Origin of the sequence: Paenibacillus sp. FSL R7-0026 (genome assembly GCF_038004485.1) — a bacterium.
In the GTDB taxonomy this organism is placed as follows: Bacteria; Bacillota; Bacilli; order Paenibacillales; family Paenibacillaceae; genus Paenibacillus; species Paenibacillus xylanexedens_A.
In genome coordinates, this window is the sequence record NZ_JBBORG010000001.1 from 3,245,451 (window position 1) to 3,263,993 (window position 18,543).

General features: G+C 42.3%; 12 protein-coding genes and 1 riboswitch. Of the genes, 11 read left to right on the forward strand and 1 reads right to left on the reverse strand.

Annotation, left to right across the window (positions count from 1 at the left end; genetic code table 11):
* Nucleotides 1-123 precede the first annotated feature (123 nt).
* A complete protein-coding gene (locus tag MKY44_RS14510) occupies nt 124-1,863 on the forward strand; it encodes an ABC-F family ATP-binding cassette domain-containing protein (protein WP_341007624.1) in 1,740 nt (579 codons plus the stop codon).
* Nucleotides 1,864-1,933: 70 nt separating this feature from the next.
* On the opposite strand, the gene MKY44_RS14515 is transcribed toward MKY44_RS14510, so the two are convergent.
* Nucleotides 1,934-2,326 (reverse strand): hypothetical protein, encoded by a 393-nt coding sequence (locus MKY44_RS14515; RefSeq protein WP_036671465.1) that lies wholly within the window; start codon nt 2,324-2,326, stop codon nt 1,934-1,936.
* Between the two features lie 335 nt (nt 2,327-2,661).
* Between MKY44_RS14515 and MKY44_RS14520 the strand changes: the two genes are divergently transcribed.
* The 10 genes from MKY44_RS14520 (at nt 2,662) to MKY44_RS14565 (ending at nt 18,498) form a co-directional block, all read left to right on the forward strand.
* On the forward strand, nt 2,662-4,620 hold the full coding sequence (locus MKY44_RS14520) for a beta-glucoside-specific PTS transporter subunit IIABC (RefSeq protein WP_341007625.1): 1,959 nt from the start codon (nt 2,662-2,664) through the stop codon (nt 4,618-4,620).
* A 60-nt stretch (nt 4,621-4,680) separates the two neighbouring features.
* Nucleotides 4,681-6,123: a glycoside hydrolase family 1 protein gene (locus tag MKY44_RS14525; protein WP_341007626.1), complete on the forward strand. Its 1,443-nt coding sequence runs from the start codon at nt 4,681-4,683 to the stop codon at nt 6,121-6,123.
* A gap of 17 nt (nt 6,124-6,140) precedes the next feature.
* Entirely contained in the window at nt 6,141-6,992 is an 852-nt protein-coding gene (gene licT / locus MKY44_RS14530) for a BglG family transcription antiterminator LicT (protein ID WP_341007627.1), read from the forward strand.
* 295 nt (nt 6,993-7,287) lie between these two features.
* On the forward strand, nt 7,288-9,960 hold the full coding sequence (locus MKY44_RS14535; protein ID WP_341007628.1) for an endo-1,4-beta-xylanase: 2,673 nt from the start codon (nt 7,288-7,290) through the stop codon (nt 9,958-9,960).
* Between the two features lie 207 nt (nt 9,961-10,167).
* A riboswitch (TPP riboswitch) is annotated at nt 10,168-10,265 on the forward strand.
* Between the two features lie 113 nt (nt 10,266-10,378).
* A complete protein-coding gene (gene tenA, locus MKY44_RS14540) occupies nt 10,379-11,041 on the forward strand; it encodes a thiaminase II (protein WP_341007629.1) in 663 nt (220 codons plus the stop codon).
* Between the two features lie 124 nt (nt 11,042-11,165).
* On the forward strand, nt 11,166-12,851 hold the full coding sequence (locus MKY44_RS14545; protein ID WP_341007630.1) for a CotH kinase family protein: 1,686 nt from the start codon (nt 11,166-11,168) through the stop codon (nt 12,849-12,851).
* A 250-nt stretch (nt 12,852-13,101) separates the two neighbouring features.
* A complete protein-coding gene (locus tag MKY44_RS14550; RefSeq protein WP_341009858.1) occupies nt 13,102-14,196 on the forward strand; it encodes an L-dopachrome tautomerase-related protein in 1,095 nt (364 codons plus the stop codon).
* A 632-nt stretch (nt 14,197-14,828) separates the two neighbouring features.
* Nucleotides 14,829-16,289, forward strand: coding sequence for a spore germination protein (locus MKY44_RS14555; protein WP_341007631.1), 1,461 nt, complete (start codon nt 14,829-14,831; stop codon nt 16,287-16,289).
* A complete protein-coding gene (locus tag MKY44_RS14560; RefSeq protein WP_341007633.1) occupies nt 16,286-17,401 on the forward strand; it encodes a GerAB/ArcD/ProY family transporter in 1,116 nt (371 codons plus the stop codon). The genes MKY44_RS14555 and MKY44_RS14560 overlap by 4 nt, the downstream gene beginning before the upstream one ends.
* 2 nt (nt 17,402-17,403) lie before the next feature.
* The gene (locus MKY44_RS14565) at nt 17,404-18,498 is read left to right on the forward strand and encodes a Ger(x)C family spore germination protein (RefSeq protein ID WP_076327497.1); all 1,095 of its coding nucleotides are present in this window, start codon (nt 17,404-17,406) and stop codon (nt 18,496-18,498) included.
* The last annotated feature ends 45 nt before the right edge of the window (nt 18,499-18,543 follow it).

The window sequence follows — 18,543 nt, forward strand, 5'->3', positions numbered from 1 at the left end:
CGAAGTGAGGGTAAGGGCTAAAAATCGATTGTACTTGGTGGTAAACAGTGTTACTCTAAAAGTCTGTGTTCGACAATATATTCAATGCTAGCCACCAATTTAGTTATAAAGAAAGGTAACACTATGATAAAAGTTGAAAACTTATCCTTCTCATTTCCACAAAAGGAACTATATAAAAACATTTCATTTACGTTTGAAGAGGCACAACATTGTGCTTTTATCGGAACAAGCGGCAGTGGAAAAAGTACATTGATCGATATCCTGATGGATCCAGAACGATATTTGTTCGAGGGCAAGTTAGAGATAGACCCCGATTGCAGAATCGGGTATGTGAGTCAGTTTTTGCAAGTAGACAAAACAAAAGAAACGACCGTTTTTGAATATATCGCGGAAGAATTCATCAAGATACAAGATGAAATTACAGCGATTTATGCTGAGATGGCCACCACATCGGATATGGATTCCCTGATGGAAAAGCTTCAATTGGCTTTGGATGCCTTCGAGGCGATGGATGGGAATAATTTCGAAAAAAACATCAATAAACAGTTAAACCTTGCCAACCTCATGAAGCTCAAAGATCTTAGTATATCCGCCGTAAGCGGCGGGGAATTCAAACTTATTCAAGTGATGAAGGAAATGCTGAATCGTCCAGACTTCATGATTATGGACGAACCCGATGTATTTCTAGACTTTGAAAACCTGAACGCGCTTAAAAAATTGATTAACTCTCACAAGGGAATGCTGCTGGTCGTTACGCACAACCGGTATCTGTTGAATCATTGTTTCAACAAAATCATACACCTAGAAAACACAGAGCTCCAAGAGTTTGACGGGCGATATATCGATTATAACTTCTCACTGCTTCAGTCTAAGATCGAACTGCAAGAAATCGCAGTTGCTGAGGCTGAAGAAATTGAGAGATATGATCACATCATCGACAATCTTAGAGAGATCGCCACGTATAATTCGGAAGCCTCCAGAGGAAGAGCGTTAAAAGCCAGAGTCAAGTTTCAAGAGAGATTGGAAGCACGTCGAATAAAAGAGCCATTTGTCGATATCAAACAGCCGAATATCCGTTTTGGGATCGATAAGGAAATGGAAGATACCGTTGTGGTTAACGTCAATAACTATAGCGTTTCCTTTGACGAGTTGCTTTTGGAAAATGTGAACTTTGAGATCAAATCGACAGATAAAGTAGCCCTGATCGGTCCTAACGGTACCGGGAAAACGACTTTACTCCGAGAAATCTTTAAAAACAATCAGGATTCCATTGAAATCAATGCTGATGTTAAAGTGGCTTATTTATCTCAGGTTCAAGGCGAAATGCTAAAAGATTCGAATACCATCCTAAATGAATTCATTGATTCCGGGTTTCAAACGTATGATGAGATTAGATCGTATCTTCCAAACTATGGCTTTGAAGGAGAAATCCTTGATCAAAAGATTGAATCGTTATCTGGCGGAGAAAAAAACATGCTTCAATTGGCTAAAGTTTCTGCCAGTCAAGCCAACGTATTGCTTCTTGATGAACCGACAAGCCATTTAGACATCTATACTCAAATCGCATTGGAGAAAGCCATTGAAGACTACAAAGGTGCGATTATCATGATTTCTCATGATTTCTATTCTGTTGTAAATGGTATGGATTATGTTTTGATTATCGAGGACAAAACGATTAGTAAAATGAGTATAGAAGAATTCAGACAGATGATTTATGCGAGTCATTTTGATGAAAACTATCTAGAAAATGAACAAAAGAAAAAGTCTGTTGAAATGAAAATCGAATTGGCTTTAAAAGATACTAATTTTGAACTTGCAAAGAGTTTGGTTGATGAGCTGGAAAAGCTGATTAAGTTGCTTTAGACAAGGTAAATATTCCATAAATCTAAATCCCCCTGTATGTGGATTAATCCGCATACAGGGGGATTTACTTCTAGAAACAGCTAAACGAGCTGATTCGCTGCAGATCAATGCCGGTGTATAGCCAGAAGAAGCCATTCCAACGGAAGCCAGCTACCGAATTTCTACCTACAAATACCGGATACATCCAGAAGCCGGGACCACGATCCGGCCAAATATATGTGTAGCGAAACAGACAGCCGGATATGGCTCTTGGATCTACCGCATATAACGAAGCGGGTTGCTGTGGAATGAATGATGGTGGCGGCCCTGTAGGTGCCTGCACGCCTTGTGGTCCGCCGCCTCCACCCCCGGGGAACGATGGAGGACCAGGAAATCCTCCGGGTCCACCGGGTCCTCCTGGTCCTCCGGGACCCCCAGGTCCGCCAAACCCTCCACCAGGTCCAAAAGGAGGTAAAAATGTCATATCACATCACTCCTGTTCATTAGTCTAATGTATTGTATGTAGGCAATTGAGAAGGGGAATGGGTGGAAGCCTATAGAAGGCCGCTAATAATCAAGTCGAATCAAGCAAATTAAAATGCAGAAAAATGTCGAATAAAGTGATTGCTAACTAATTTATTGTGTGATATTATGATCCAGTAAACGTTTACATCGATAACGAATTGAATATTGCAGTGTTTGGCTGTTACTGGTAAAGCAGGCATGACCAAAATGATTTTGCATTTTCCTTATGTGAGTAGGGGAAGGCATATCGTTTTGGTCTTTTTTTATATCCAAATTCAGAAATGAGGCAAAGGTATGGATTATCGCAAGTTGGGACAAGAGATTACGGAATTGGTTGGAAAGAAGGATAACATCGCTCGGCTTACGCACTGCGCAACCCGACTTCGGTTCGAACTGCACGACATCTCCAAAGCGGAGACAGAAAAACTTAAAGCACTTCCAGGTGTCATCACCGTTGTGAATAATGGCGGGCAATATCAGGTTGTCGTGGGCAATGAGGTGCAGCAGGTCTATCGAGTTATCACTCAACAGATGGGTTCGGCAGCTCGAAGTGCAGACTCCAAATCGGCTTCTGGCAAAAATAACGGACCAAAACAAAAACAGAGCTGGATCTCCAGATTCATCAGCGTGATCTCAACGACATTTACTCCAGTCATTCCGGCAATCATTGGCGCGGGTATGATCAAAGCGATATTAGCCGTACTTGTACTGACAGGCCTCGTAACGACGGAAAGCCAAAACTACTATATCCTTAACACCATTGCGGACGCGGCGTTTTATTTCATGCCCATTCTACTGGCTTATGGAGCTTCCATTAAGTTTGAAACAAGTCCAATTCTGGCGATGACGGTTGCCGGCGTGTTGTTACACCCGGGATGGAGCGCCCTGATGGCGGAAGGAAAAGACGTGTTTTTCATCGGTGTTCCGGTTCGACTAACCGACTATGCAGGCTCCGTCCTGCCAATTATTATTGTCGTTTGGCTCATGTCTTACATTGAACGTTTCGCGGATCGAGTATCGCCTTCCATGATCAAATTTTTCACGAAACCGATGATTGTGCTGTTGATTACAGCACCACTTGCATTGGTGGCCATCGGCCCTTTCGGAACATACCTGAATGATCTGGTGGCGATGGGTGCAGAAGCAATTAATGCCAGAGCCAGTTGGCTGATTCCTTTGTTAATGGGCACTTTGCAACCGTTCCTGATTGTGACAGGCACTGCATGGGCGATGACGCCGATTGCAACTAGCCAACTGACCAAAAATGGATATGAAATGATCAACGGTCCGGGAATGCTCGCGTCCAATATTGCTCAAGGTGGGGCCACGCTTGCTGTAGCATTAAAAACAAAAAACAAAAAACTGAAACAGCTCGCTGCTTCATCCGGTTTCACCGCTGTGCTGGGCATCACGGAACCATCCCTGTACGGCGTAACGCTGAAACTGAAGAAACCTTTAATTGCCGCAATGATCGGTGGTGGTGTAGCAGGGATATATGCTGGTCTGACTGGATTAGTACGTTATGCCTTCGTTTCTCCGGGTCTTGCCGCGTTACCTGCCTTCATTGGAAGCAATCCGATGAACATCGTTCATGCCATTGTGACTTGTCTGATCGCTTTTATCGTTACCTTTGCTCTGACATGGATCATTGGTTTTGAAGATCCAGTGGACGATGAAGAAGAAGGTAACACCAACGTCAACGATGACAAGACACTTTCCGGGCAGTCTGTTAAAGACAACACCCCAGACACTAAGTCTGCTGCAACAACAAATGCAAATGGACCGAGCCCAAATGAATTACGCCCACTTACAATCGCCAGCCCGATGCAAGGGGAATTAGTCCATCTAGACCGTGTACCAGACGATGTCTTCTCTTTGGGATTACTGGGTAAAGGCGCTGCAATCATTCCTGCCAAAGGAGAACTGTATGCACCAATCGCAGGTGAAGTTACGGCTTTCATGGACTCCAAACATGCGGTCAAATTAAATGGTTATGATGGAGAAGAGGTGCTCATTCATATTGGAGTGGATACCGTCAACCTGAAGGGGCGACATTTCGACTCTTCCATTAAAGTAGGGGATCGCGTACAACGGGGGGACTTGTTGATCCGCTTTGATATCGATGCCATCAAGGCAGAAGGGTATGAAGTCATAACCCCGATCATTATCGCCAATTCGGATCGTTTCCCGGACATTAAGCTGGAGAAACAGAGCCCTGTGGAGGTTGGAGCGACGATTATCCACCTTTCGTAACAACCGTAATATGGTCCGTCACATATCTTGATCAACATTTAAAATGAAGGAGTGTTTGAGATGTTATATCAACACATCAAACCATTCCCCAATGAATTTCTGTGGGGAGGCTCTACCTCGGCCTATCAAGTGGAGGGAGCCTGGAACGAAGATGGCAAAGGCCTGTCCGTCATCGATATGTGTGATCATCCGGCTGGAACCGCCGATTTCACAGTTGCGAGCGATCACTATCACCGATTCAGAGAAGACGTGAAGCTTTTTGCAGAGCTGGGCCTCAAAGCATATCGTTTTTCAATTGCATGGACTCGAATCTTGCCTTCAGGCACAGGGGCTGTTAATGAGAAGGGACTCGATTTTTATCACCAATTGATTGACGAATTGCTGCTCCATGGTATCGAACCCATTGTGACGATGTACCATTTCGACTTACCCTACGAGCTTGAGAAAACCGGAGGATGGAACAACCGGGAAACAATCGATGCCTTCGTCGAGTACGGGCGTATCTTGTTTGAGCATTACGGGCATAAAGTGAAATATTGGTTGACCATAAATGAGCAAAATACGATGATTCTCCATCCCGGTGCTATTGGTACACCAAAAGGCGGGCGTTTGCCATCCAATAAGGAACTGTATCAGCAAAATCATCACATGTTTGTAGCTCAAGGCAGAACGATGCGACTATTTCATGATATGCTCCCGCAAGGCAAGATCGGTCCTGCATTAAACATGACTTCCATGTACCAGGCAACTTCCAAACCAGCAGATGCAATCGCTGCACATAACTGGGAGACGATTCGAGGATGGGGTTTTCTCGACTTATCGGTGTGGGGACGGTATAATCCATTATTCTGGAGTTATTTACAGGAACGCGGCATCGAGCCGGTTATTGAGCAGGGTGACATGGAAGATATCCAGTCTGCCCGCCCCGATCTAGTAGCAATCAACTACTACTCGACGGCAACCATTGCCGCCAGTATGGGCGATGCGTCGGATGTTACAGCTCGTGCGGGTGATCAGCAAATTATGCTTGGCGAGCAGGGAGTATACCGGGCCGCGGAGAATCCTTATACGGAAAAAACGAAATATGGTTGGGTCATTGACCCGGTTGGCCTAAGGCTAACATTGCGTAAGGTATGTGAACGATATGGTCTCCCGATTCTAATTACGGAAAATGGTATAGGAGCTCCGGATGTACTGGAGGCAGATTACACCATTAACGATACGTACCGGATAGATTTTATCGAGAAACATCTGGAACAGATCAGACTGGCTCTAACGGATGGAGTAGATGTGATTGGTTATTGCCCTTGGTCCGTTATTGACGTGGTAAGCACACATCAGGGGTATGGGAAACGTTATGGAATGATCTATGTAAACCGCGGTGAACAGGATCTGAAAGACTTGAAGCGTTTGAAGAAGAGAAGCTTCTCGTGGTATCAAGAGGTCATTAAACAGAATGGCAGATGTATCGGAAATTCGGATCAGGCGGTCACGAAAGAATAAAGGATCGTGATGAATGCATGAAAGTAATCAAAATATTGAATAACAGCTTGCTTCTGACCAAAGATGAACAGGGGCAAGAGATGATTGTCATGGGAAAAGGATTGGCATTCAAAGGCAAAGTCGGCGAGCGACTGGATGAAGAGCACATCCAGAAACGATTCATTCTGCAAAATAATCCGTCTGCCCAGGCTTACGTACGAACCATCGAAAACATGCCAGAAAAACATGTGAATGTCATAAACAAACTGATTACCAATGCAAAAGAAAAGCTGTCTCTTGACGATCAAATCTTCTTTACGCTTATGGATCACTTGTCGTTTGCCATTGAACGATGGAAAAAAGGTGTAGCATTACAGAATCGCATGTTATGGGAGATCCAGAGGTTTCATCCTGTCGAATTCGAACTGGGCCTTGAAGCCGTTCAGATGCTGAATCTAGAACTGGGTATTGAACTGCCGGAAGAAGAAGCAGGGAATATCGCTTTTCATTTCGTGAATGCCCAAACGCATGAACAGAATATGGAGCGCACGATGCAATCCGTTAAGATGTTAAAAGATATTTTTAACCTGATACAATACACCTTTGATATGCAAATGAACAAAAATTCCATCCATTATGTGAGACTCGTCACACATCTGCAATTCTTCATCCAGCGTTTACAAGAAGGGCGTCTGGGCAATTCGGCGAAAGATTTTATATTTCAACACATGGTGAAAGAACACCCGCTTGAATATAAGTGTGCGGAGATGATCAAAACCTACGTGCAAAATATGCTGGATATCTCCATATCAAACGAGGAATTGTTATATTTGATGATTCACATTGCTCGAATTGTGCAGGAGGAACAGGGTCACGAGGGACGATTATAAAACAAAGTTTATATGCCTGTTAGTGAACAGAAAAAAGATACTATCTAATTATGACCGTTTTCTCGTATTTTATCGGGAAACGGTCTTTTATTTTTGCACATATGTAGCGGCTTTTTGATATTTCATGCGAACGAACTCCAGCTTCCCAAACTCAGATGAGATTACCAAATGATAACTTTTTATTATAATTATTGGAAAATTGTTATATGTAAGCGCTATCCAAAGAACTATAATCTATTTATCTGGATGTTAATCCGTTCAGAAATACTTAGACCAAATCAAGAGGAGGAATTGTATGAAACGGTTAGGTCCATGGAATATAACAGCCTTGGTTCTTGTGCTCGTACTCGCCATGTCTTCATTTTCGAATGTCTCACATGCAGCTGAGGCAGTTACGGAAGTAGAGGGAAGTCATTTGAGTACAAACTTTGAAGACGGTACACTTCAGGGATGGACTCCACGTGTCGGTAGTGAAAATCTGACAGTGACACAACTGGAAGCACACGAAGGTCAGTCCAGTATGCTGGTTGCCAACCGTGAGCGTTCCTATCATGGACCGATGTTATCCATGAAAGATCTGCTTGAGCGTAACCAAGAGTACGAAATTACGGCATATGTCAGACTTACCCAGGAGCCCACCACGGATCAAACGCTACAGCTCACCACATATAAGAAAACAACTGCCGAAAGCTGGAACCCGATCGGCAGCGTGAAGATTGCCAAAACAGAATGGAATACATGGCACAAGATCACCGGAAAATTTCAGTATAGCGATGATCCCACTGAATTGAATTTGTTCATCGAAACACCCTACATCTCTGAAGATAGCGTAGATACGTTATCGTTCTATGTGGATGATGTATCATTTACTCTGGCCGAGCAACTGGAGATTGAAGAAGGTATTCGGTCTCTGGAGGACCTGTATCAAGATGATTTCCCCATTGGTGCAGCGGTGTATCGCTGGCAGTTGGAAGGCGCATATGGACAACTGCTCACAAAACACTTTAACAGCTTGACCGCAACCTATGAGATGAAACCGAAGTACATGTCTCCTTCCGAAGGTGTTTATGAGTTCGAGGCAGCTGATCAATATGTTCAGTTCGCCGAGGAGCATGGTATGGGTGTACGCGCACATGCGTTGTTGTGGCATATTGATGCAGCAGAGTGGATGTTCAAGGATCCTCAGGGTAACCCTGCGAGTCGAGAATTACTACTTGCCCGGATTCAGGATTACGTTGAAACCGTCATGACCCGATACAAAGGTAAGATCTATGCCTGGGATGTGGTAAACGAGGCGATTGCGGATAGCAATGGTGATGTCAACGGTTTACGTAAAAGTCCCTTTTATGAACTAATCGGTCCTGATTACATTGAAAAGACCTATGAATTCGCTCGTGCAGCCGATCCGAATGCCAAATTATATTACAACGAATACTTCACGGAAATCCCTGAGAAAAGAGAGCATATGTATCAGTTGGTCAAACGACTGAAAGAGAAAGGGCTCATCGATGGTGTGGGTTTGCAATCCCACTATAATTTGGAATCCCCGCCCATCAAGGAAATTGAAAAAACGATCAACATGTTCGCCGAACTTGGATTGGATATTCAGATCACGGAACTGGATGTGGATAGCGGAATTCCATTTGGTGAAGAGATGTCGGATGAAGTTGCGGTAAAGCAGGCGTATCGATATAAGGAACTGTTGGATTTGTACAAAAAACACAAAGATCATATTTCTTCAGTTACCTTATGGGGACTCCAAGATGAGAAGTCTTACAACAACCAGGCTATGCTGTTTGATTCAGCCCTGAAGGCCAAAAAAGCATACTGGGGGCTCGTGGATGAATCCAGCTTGCCTGTGTTGACACAGAGGGCCGTCTCACTTTCGGGTAAACCGGATATCAAAAAACAGTCACAAGATCCGCTCTGGAACAAAGCGGTGTCTACTCCACTGAAGGGTGACTCTTCGGGAACAGCCAGTTTCCGCACCTTATGGGATCATAGTAACCTGCATATCCTTGTGGATGTTCAGGATGCAAAGGCAGATGTGAATGACAGAGTAGATATCTTTGTTGATCTCAACAATGGCAAGACCACTTCATATGAAGCAGATGACCGACACGTAATCATTAAGCGGTCGGGCAAAGCTGAGGGAGCGGAGCAGCGTTCATATCGTGTACGCGAGACCAAAGCCGGATATCAGGTTGAATTGTCCATTCCATGGGGTGGTATCCAAGCCGGTTCAGAATATGAAGTTGGCTTGGATATCCGTGTGACTGATGGCGGTGCAAATGGGACACAACCTTATAATCCACTATACTGGAATGATCGAACACAATCTCAGGAACAAGATACAAGCAAATACGGCGTGATTCAACTCGCCCCTATGCCCCAATCTGCACAAGCTGTGCAAGGGATTGTTCAGATTGATGGGAAGAAAGACGCCCTATGGAATAAGGCTGTACCATTTGAAGTAAAAAGGTTGAATGAGACCGAAGGTGCAGAGGCAGTGGCTCGCGCAATGTGGTCGGGTGAGTATCTATACCTGCTGATCGACGTCACTGATCCAAACATCATCACAGATAGTATCAACCCATGGGATCAGGATTCGGTTGAGATTTTCCTGGACGAGAATCACCAGCGCACACCGTATTCTCAATATGATGATGCCCAGTTCAGAATCAGTGCAGACAATATGGCAACCTTTGCAGGGGGTGCCTCGCCTGGACGCCTTGTAAGTGCTGTGAAGAAAACAAATAAAGGATATCTCGTAGAAGCCCGAATCCAGTTACATTCACTGACGCCTAAAGCAGGAAATGTTCTCGGTTTCGAGCTTCAAGTTAACGACAACCAGGGCGGAGGTAAGCAGAGCGTAGCCAAGTGGAATGATACAACCAATGAGAGCTGGAGAAACACTTCCCAGTACGGAATACTCACTTTTGCGGGAAAGGACAAACTCGGGCATTAAACCATCGGCAGTAATTGTAAGAATAGAAACCATCATAACAGTGGCTAAAACTCAACCATTGTTGTGATGGTTTTTTGTCGTTTACATACGTCACTCAAGCTGATGAGGGCGATACAATCTGCCTTGACTATATTTAACAGCCCTTGATATACTAAATGAATGTTATTTTTTCTTTTATGTGGATAAGAAAGTAATTAACTACATACTAACCGTTTGCGAGGGAGCCTTAACCGGCTGAGAGGGTGTTAAACCGACCTTACCTGATTTGGATAATGCCAACGTAGGGATGCAACGATGAAACACTGTACTTGGGTAGCTCATGCGAACCCCCTTGTTTTAGTGTATTTGTCTGCGAAACATCCTATGGATGTTTCGTTTTTTTGTTTTTAAATACGTACATTATGAATTGGAGGAACACATGTTGACTATTTCAGAGAGACTATATCAGGCAGCACAGCCCGTGTGGAAGGAATGTCTCGAGCATCCCTTTGTTAAAGGAATCGGAGATGGTACCTTACCAGTTGAACAATTTCGTTATTATTTGCTGCAAGACTACTTGTACCTGTTCGAATATGCCCGTGTATTTGCACTAGGTATCGTCAAGTCGCACGACCCCAAATTGATGCAGTTTTTTAGTAAAAACGTAGATAACATCCTGAATGGTGAAATGAAAATTCATCGTTCTTATATGGAGCGATTAGGAATTACAGAGGATCATGTTTTCCAGGTAAAACCTGCACTGAAAAATGCAGCATATACTAACTATATGCTCTCTGTTTCCCATGCAGGTGGCATAGCAGAAGTACTTGTATCCATTCTGGCCTGCTCATGGAGCTATGCAGAGATTGGTCAAGTCCTTGCCCAAAAGCCAGGCGCAGCTGATCATCCTTTTTACGGAGAGTGGATCACAGGATATGCTTCCTCTGAATACAACAGCAGCAATCAATCCCTTGTGACGTTTACGGATAAGCTATTAGAAGGCTGTAGCGAGGAAACATACCAACGGATGGAGGATATTTTCGTGATGTGTAGTCGCTTTGAGCTTGATTTTTGGGAGATGTCATGGAGGCTGGAGCCTTAAGTTCACTGGTAGTTAATTCAATTAGAGAGTACCATATGACGCCACTCATTCAGATTCATTTAAGAATTGCCATCTATGATGATTACATATAAAAAGATTCAACAACAATCATGAGGTGATGGCAATGAGCATATACAAATGGCCTAAATTTATCGGTGTAGCGGTGTTATGTACTGCAATGCTGACGGCATGCAGCTCGACTAATCAAGAGAATGGAGACTCGGACAACAATCCGACTGAAAAGGAACAAACGAATACGGATAATCAGAGTAAAACGGAGAATACTGCGCAGACAGTAGGGTATGCCGATCAAATCAACAAAACTGAGGTTATGTCCATTTCGATTGATGTGGATGAAACGGCATGGAAAGAAATGCTGGATAATGCAAATGAGGAGCAGTACATCTCAGCTAATATTACGATTAACGGAACAACGATTGAAAACGTCGGAATTCGTCCAAAGGGTAACTCCAGCCTTCGGCAAGTCGCTAGCGATGATACAACGGATCGATATAGTTTCAAAATCAAGTTTGATGAGTATGTTAAGGATCAAACTTGGATGGGGTTGGACAAGCTCGTTGTGAACAACATGATTAGCGACAATAGTTATATGAAGGAATACTTGAGTTATGACATCATGAGTTATATTGGCGTAGACGCACCCTTATTCGCGTTCTCCAATATTAGTGTAAATGGAGAGACTTGGGGTTTGTACCTGGCTGTTGAAGACATTGACAGCGGATATCTCGCCCGAGCCAAGAATGATGAGGGTGAACTTTACAAACCGAACAATGATGACAACATGGGGGCAGGAGGAATGGGAGGCCCAGATGGCAATCCTTTTGCACAAGGGTATGGAAATATGCAGCCACCTACTGAAGGTATGGCGCCACCGGATGGTGCAAGTCCACCGAATATGAACAGCGGGACAGGGGAAGATGGAGCGAATACACTACCGGAAGCAGGTATGAAGGGTAACCGTGGTCCAGGTGGTATGGATGGAAGCGGCAATGGTGTTTCATTGGTGTATACCGATGACAAATCATCCAGTTACTCCGCCATCTTCGACAATGCTGAGACCAAAACAACAGAGGAAGATTATCAGCGTGTCATTGAATCGCTCAAAAACTTGAGCACAGGTACCGAACTGGAGAAATATGTGGATGTGGACGAAGCTCTGAGATATTTTGCAGCCCACACGGTCGTTGTCAATATGGACAGTTACACGTCCAACATGGGACATAACTATTATCTGTATGAAAACGATGGACAGATCAGCATGTTGCCCTGGGACTACAACATGGCCTTCGGTGGATTTCAAGCTGGTTCTGCCTCCGATGTCGTGAATCTGGCGATTGATACGCCGGTATCAGGGGTCAGCCTGGACGAACGTCCAATTTTAGGAAAGCTCCTTGAGGTGCCGGAGTATAAGGCCAAGTATCATGAATATTTGCAGGAGATCGTAGATGGATACTTCGCAGACGGAAAATATGAAGAAAAAGTGCAAAGCCTGAACAACATGATCTCAGAATATGTGAAGCAAGACCCTACAGCGTTTATTACGTATGATAAGTACGAGGAAGCTGTTACAGAATTGACCAAACTTGGCACGCTGCGTGCAGAAAGTATACAAGGGCAACTGGACGGAGATATCCCTTCCACGACCGAGAAACAAAAAGAGGACTCGGATTCACTGATTGATGCTTCTTCGGTTGACCTGTCCAAACTGGGTGAAAATAATACTCGAGGAGGCATGGGAGGTCGCGGTCGTGAAGCTGCAGAGAGTAATCAGTCTCAGGATGGAAAATAAGTGAATTACGTAAAGCGAACAGATAATCAAGATGAGTTCAGCGATCAGCAAAAGATCGGACATTGAAGCAGACGGATAGCCTGACATTTAATAAAACCAATGCGTACCGACATTTTGTCGTTCGCATTGGTTTTTTGTTCCTTGGACATTTTCAAAAACACGTAGAAAAAGACGATTAAGGGCCAGGTATTAGAAAAAGTCTGGAACATATTATAGGTAATATCTATTCAAATATGTTAAGGAGGATATCATAAAACCTATGTTACCTATGGAAAAGTATTTCGGTAAGTTAGAACTCGTTCATTCCTTTTACGGGGCTATGCCTACAGGCGTTAGTGTATCCGAAACCGGGCGTATCTTTATTTGTTTTCCAAAATGGGGAGATGACGTCAGATTTACGGTAGCGGAAATTGTTGAGGGTCAGATGCAACCTTATCCTAATGTAGAAACGAATTTGATCAACCCATTGAATATCGTTATGTCCTTCATCAGTGTCCAAAGTGTTGTTGCAGATGGAAGGGCAACCTTGTGGGTACTGGACACGGCTGCACCAAATTTTTCTGAGCCAATTAAAGGAGGGGCAAAATTAGTCGCTGTAGATTTAAAAACAAATACAATAAGAAAAGTATATACATTTGCTGATGATGTAGTCTTGCCGACAACGTATCTGAATGATGTCCGATTTGACTTTCGTGTAGGAAAAGCAGGTTTCGCATATATAACGGACTCTTCTTCCAGAGGGCCAGGCGCTATTATCGTTGTAAATTTAGAAAATGGAAATGCGTATAGACGGTTAAATGGAGCAAATTCAACTTCACCTGATCCATATTTTTTACCGAAAGTGGAAGGTGAAATTTTGATAAATCGAAACACCGATGGTTCAACATCTCCCTTTCAATTGGCCTCTGATGGTATAGCGATCTCCCCAGATGGAAAAATGTTATTTTTTTGTCCACTATCCAGTCGTTATCTATACTCAATCTCAACAGAAGCTCTGCGAGACAGAACGATACCGGATCTCAATTTAAGTTATCTTGTGCAGTATTGGGGAGAAAAGGGGGCTTCTGATGGAATGATAACGGATGCAAAAGGAAACGTTTATGCTGGAGACTATGAAAACGATAGCATTCGAAAAATATCCCCGAATGGAATCATGGAAACCATCGCCCATGATCCGAGAATTTTATGGCCGGATACTTTTTCTATTGGTCCAGATCAATATTTATATGTAATTGTGAACCAATTACATAGGCAGGCCAGATTTCATTACGGAAAAGACCTGCGACAAAAACCCTATAGTCTACTACGTATGAAAATAGATGAATTACCTGCTCCTACCTTTTGATATATTGCGTAAGTCGAATCTGCTCTAAGACATCATTAAACAATTGAACAACAAGCTCTGATATAAAAGAGAAGTTCCTTGAAGTGATGGACGAATATCTAGACGAGTATGATAAGGTCGGCAGAGAGGTCGAACGTTTTACAACCTTCGAGCAACTATATGCCCATTATATGAATCACTGACCTTACATTCATTTATAAGTCCGCGGAGACGGGACTGTAATTGAAGGTAAAACAACGGTAGAGGTTGCGAAGTCAGCAGGGGATAAAAAGGTTGAAGTTATTAAATGAAGAAGTTAGGTGCAACTCTAGTAGTCCCAATCAGGGGTACTCGAAGCACCTGATGCGAAAGCCAACGGAATCAAAACCAACAGTGGTTGCAACTAAAAAAACATTAATCGTTAATTTATTGACCTCAGCTCGCTTAACCGGCTGAGGTTTTTTCATATGCATTGAAAAAAATGCAGATTACCACATGCATTCTCACCGAATAAAAGAATCCTGATCCCGATTTACCCTCATTCTCGAACATGATGAGGCTTAGTATACAAATTGCCGGTCGTATGATTTTTCGATTACAGGACAAGATATTAACCTTATCACCATTTTATTACTTTGATAAAGGAGAAGACCATGGTTGAAAAACACGAGCCTCAAATGAAAAATCATCAAAAGTCTACATGGCTTGATGATTTAAAACAGATATTAAACCATATGGAAGATGCCGAAATCATTGAGCACAAAATAGGTACGAGTGCTTCAGTCCATCTTTTATTTATAAAAACATTAATAGATCAAGAGCGTTTAAACGAGGCGATTATTCAGCCACTTCATCAATCAGTCGGAAATTCGCTTTCTTCATGCATAATCAATTCTGATGTTTCAGAAGTTGTATCGATCGAAGATGCTGGGCAAAAAATAATGCAAGGATATATTCTTCTATACGATTCAGTCAACGATCAATGGCTAGGCATACAGTTGGAAAATCCTCTTGGCCGGGCAATTGAACCTTCCCAAACGGAAACTGTTATATATGGAGCGAAAGATAGCTTCAGCGAACAAATCGATAATAACATTACAATGTTGCGCAGACGTTTGCCTATAACGACATTAAAAACGGAAAGCTTCACTATCGGATCACTAAGTAAAACAAAAGTTGTGTTAATGTACATAGACGGAATAATTAATCCGGAATTTGTTTCCATTGCAAGAGAGAAAATTGAAAGTGTGGATTTCGATCAGTTTTTAGACTCCGCACAGCTTGCAGCTTTTATTGAAGATCATAACCATACGGTCTTTCCCCAGTTTCTACAAACGGATCGGCCGGATGCCTGCGCCTTCGCTTTAGGTGAGGGTAAGCTGACTTTATTAGTCTCCAATTCACCGTTTGCTTTAATTTGTCCCATTACATTATTCCATCTATTCCAATCGCCAGAAGATTACTTTCTTCGTTGGCCGGTAGCTAGTTTTTTACGTTTAATGAGGTATGGAAGTTTTATTATTTCTTTGACGATGATTCCTTTTTATGTTGCGTTAACGACATTTCATTACCAAATGGTTCCGCTGCCGATTCTCTTCGTATTATTGGAATCGAGAAGCAAATTGCCCTTTACTCCGTTTGTGGAAGGAATTTTCATGATCGTAACGCTGGAAATTATCAAAGAAGCAAGTTTGCGAATGCCGACCAAAACCAGTCAAACTTTAGGGGTTATTGGTGGTATTGTCATTGGACAAGCAGCTGTAGAAGCAGGCTTTGCAAGTAAAGTATTAATTGTTTTGATGGGTATATCCGCTATTGCTTTCTTTTTAGTTCCGAATTATCAAATGACAAAATCCATGGTTCTGTTGCAATTGCTTCTTCTTATCCTTGCATCGTTTCTTGGGTTGCCGGGAATCGTGATCGGGCTGATCGGGATTCTTGCACATATCCATGCATTAACGTCATTAGGTCAACCTTATTTAGCGCCTCTTTCTCCTTTTTATGGGAAGGATTGGATTGACCTCTTTATTCGCGGGCCTTTGATTTGGATGAAAACGCGTCCGAATAATCTAAAACCACTACAGAAATGGCGACAGGAGAAGATGAAAAAATGAAGACTTTATTCTTATTCAATCAAACTTCCACCCTTGGCGGCATCCATTTCCTTTTATTGGTTAATCGTACGCAAATGCATTACTTTATTTTAATCATGCCCGTTTATTTGGTTCATTCGTATATGGTTTGGGGAATTGTCGCCTTGGGGCTACTGTCCCAACTTAATTTGATGATGCTGTCCAAATGGTTTACTTCCAGTTATGCAAGGAGAGGCTATCAAGGAATTGTACAGCTATTTGGGAAACGGACAGTTCAAGTTTTCGCAATACTTGGTTTTTTGATCATATTGTTAAAAATCTCAATCATAACACTGGGTTACGTTGAAATGCTCCATAATTTTATTTATCCATCAATGAATAAAAAGTGGCTGATCCTATTTATTCTTTCGATCAGCTTATTTGTGGCTTCACATGGAATGGAGAAAACATTGCGTTTTGTCGTTATCGCCTTTCTTTGTGGGGCGTGGATCTTAATCATGTTTATTCCTTTTTTCTTTCCACCGATTGCAAATTACCGCGATCTGTATCCTCTATTACCCACCGAATGGTCAGGACATTCATGGCAGGGTTTGTTGTTTATTTGGTCGGCATTTTCTGGTCCAGTATATTTGGCCTTTATGGTTCCATGGTTGAGCTCCAATAAAAAAATATCAAAATATCTTGTCATCGGAAACATGCTGACGATCTTGGAATATTCATTATTGTTCATTGCTTCGGTATTGTTTTACGGTTCAAACTTTTTAAGCAAGATCAACTTTCCGGTAGTATATATGGGAAGCTACATTCAAATGAGTGGTTTAGAACGGATCAATTACATCCTTATCTCTTTCCATATGTTTAATTATGTATTTGACATTTCAATTCTTCTGTTGTGTTTTTATGGAGCAGGAAGAGTCTTTATGAAAAAAATGAACGAAGGCACAACTCGGATCGGATTATTGTCGAGTTGGGTCATCATTTTGATAAGTATCATCATAATGGATCAATGGTTATGGCAAACGGTTCCGGGTCAAAAGATGTTACTGAACGTTCAAATCTGGCTCGGTGCATTCATTTATTTACTTGTTCCTACGATCCTTTTCACTATGGTTAAACGAAAGGAGAGTATGTAGGCATGATACCATACAAGCATTATGGTTTATTGGCGATTGTAAGCCTTATGTGGATGGCCGGTTGCTCTTCTCCATATGCCGAGAACAATATGATCGAAGAGATCGCTCCGGTAGTTTTCTGGTCGGTTGACAAGGGGACGGAGGGAAAGTTTAAAATCAGCACTTTAGTACCACCACTCATCAAAGAAAAAAAACGATTTCTCTCCAAGGAAGTTGATCTGTTAAAGCAGGGAGGCAAGGAATTTAATTTAATTTATTATCGGGAATTAAAACAGGGGCAGCTGCGAATGTTATTAATCAATGAGGAACTGGCCAAAAAAGAAGGCATTGAAAAGCTGATCAATACGATATTGGTTGATCCCGATATTTCAATGCGTGTCTATTTATTGATTGTCAGAGGTGATTTTGATGAATACATAAAAAATCAATTGACGAAGCAAGAAAACCAAGATTATTTTCTTTATCGGATGTTAAAGCATTACGAGGAACATAACCAAGGTGAAATGAGCATTGTCAATATTCATCAATTCATGAAGATGTTATATTCCCCTCTTAAGGATCCGATCCTGCCGGTTTTTCGTGCGGATAAAAACAACTTCAATTACGTAGGAACGGCCTTCTTCCAAAATGATAAAGAAGTAATGGTCACTCAAGACGTAAGCGATGAAATTTTTCAACTTCTGGATAACGATCATTTCTTAAAAGTATTGGCCATTCCAAAGTTATCTATCAGTTTAGGACGTGTTCGATCCAATATTCGCATGAAATTATCGAGTGACTATTCATCCTTGTCTTTACATGTAGGATTGAACGGAAGAATTGAGGAATACCAGGGAGAACAGAATATACAAAGTGAGGAACAATTGGAACATTTAATTCATGAGATTGAGGTATACCTTGAGGAACAAACGTCAGAATTATTAAAAAGTATGCAACGGTTGAAAGTGAATCCCTTAGAGGTCGGAACACATTCACTTAAGCCTTTTTCTAAACCAATAACGGAAGAGCAATGGTCGAAATATTGGGAAAATATGAAGATTAATGTTGACTTCGACATCAAAATACAGCCTCTGATTAATGTTGAACGGCTGTCGTGATTCAAAAGATGCCCCCACATGATCAAATACATCATTGTGGGGGCA

Bases quoted from the DNA above. Each gene is read 5' to 3' on its own strand.
- licT (WP_341007627.1), top strand. From the start codon at position 6,141: ATGAAAGTAATCAAAATATTGAATAACAGCTTGCTTCTGACCAAAGAT.
- MKY44_RS14545 (WP_341007630.1), top strand. From the start codon at position 11,166: ATGAGCATATACAAATGGCCTAAATTTATCGGTGTAGCGGTGTTATGT.
- MKY44_RS14525 (WP_341007626.1), top strand. From the start codon at position 4,681: ATGTTATATCAACACATCAAACCATTCCCCAATGAATTTCTGTGGGGA.
- MKY44_RS14560 (WP_341007633.1), top strand. From the start codon at position 16,286: ATGAAGACTTTATTCTTATTCAATCAAACTTCCACCCTTGGCGGCATC.
- MKY44_RS14565 (WP_076327497.1), top strand. From the start codon at position 17,404: ATGATACCATACAAGCATTATGGTTTATTGGCGATTGTAAGCCTTATG.
- MKY44_RS14515 (WP_036671465.1), bottom strand. From the start codon at position 2,326: ATGACATTTTTACCTCCTTTTGGACCTGGTGGAGGGTTTGGCGGACCT.
- tenA (WP_341007629.1), top strand. From the start codon at position 10,379: ATGTTGACTATTTCAGAGAGACTATATCAGGCAGCACAGCCCGTGTGG.
- MKY44_RS14510 (WP_341007624.1), top strand. From the start codon at position 124: ATGATAAAAGTTGAAAACTTATCCTTCTCATTTCCACAAAAGGAACTA.
- MKY44_RS14520 (WP_341007625.1), top strand. From the start codon at position 2,662: ATGGATTATCGCAAGTTGGGACAAGAGATTACGGAATTGGTTGGAAAG.
- MKY44_RS14555 (WP_341007631.1), top strand. From the start codon at position 14,829: ATGGTTGAAAAACACGAGCCTCAAATGAAAAATCATCAAAAGTCTACA.
- MKY44_RS14535 (WP_341007628.1), top strand. From the start codon at position 7,288: ATGAAACGGTTAGGTCCATGGAATATAACAGCCTTGGTTCTTGTGCTC.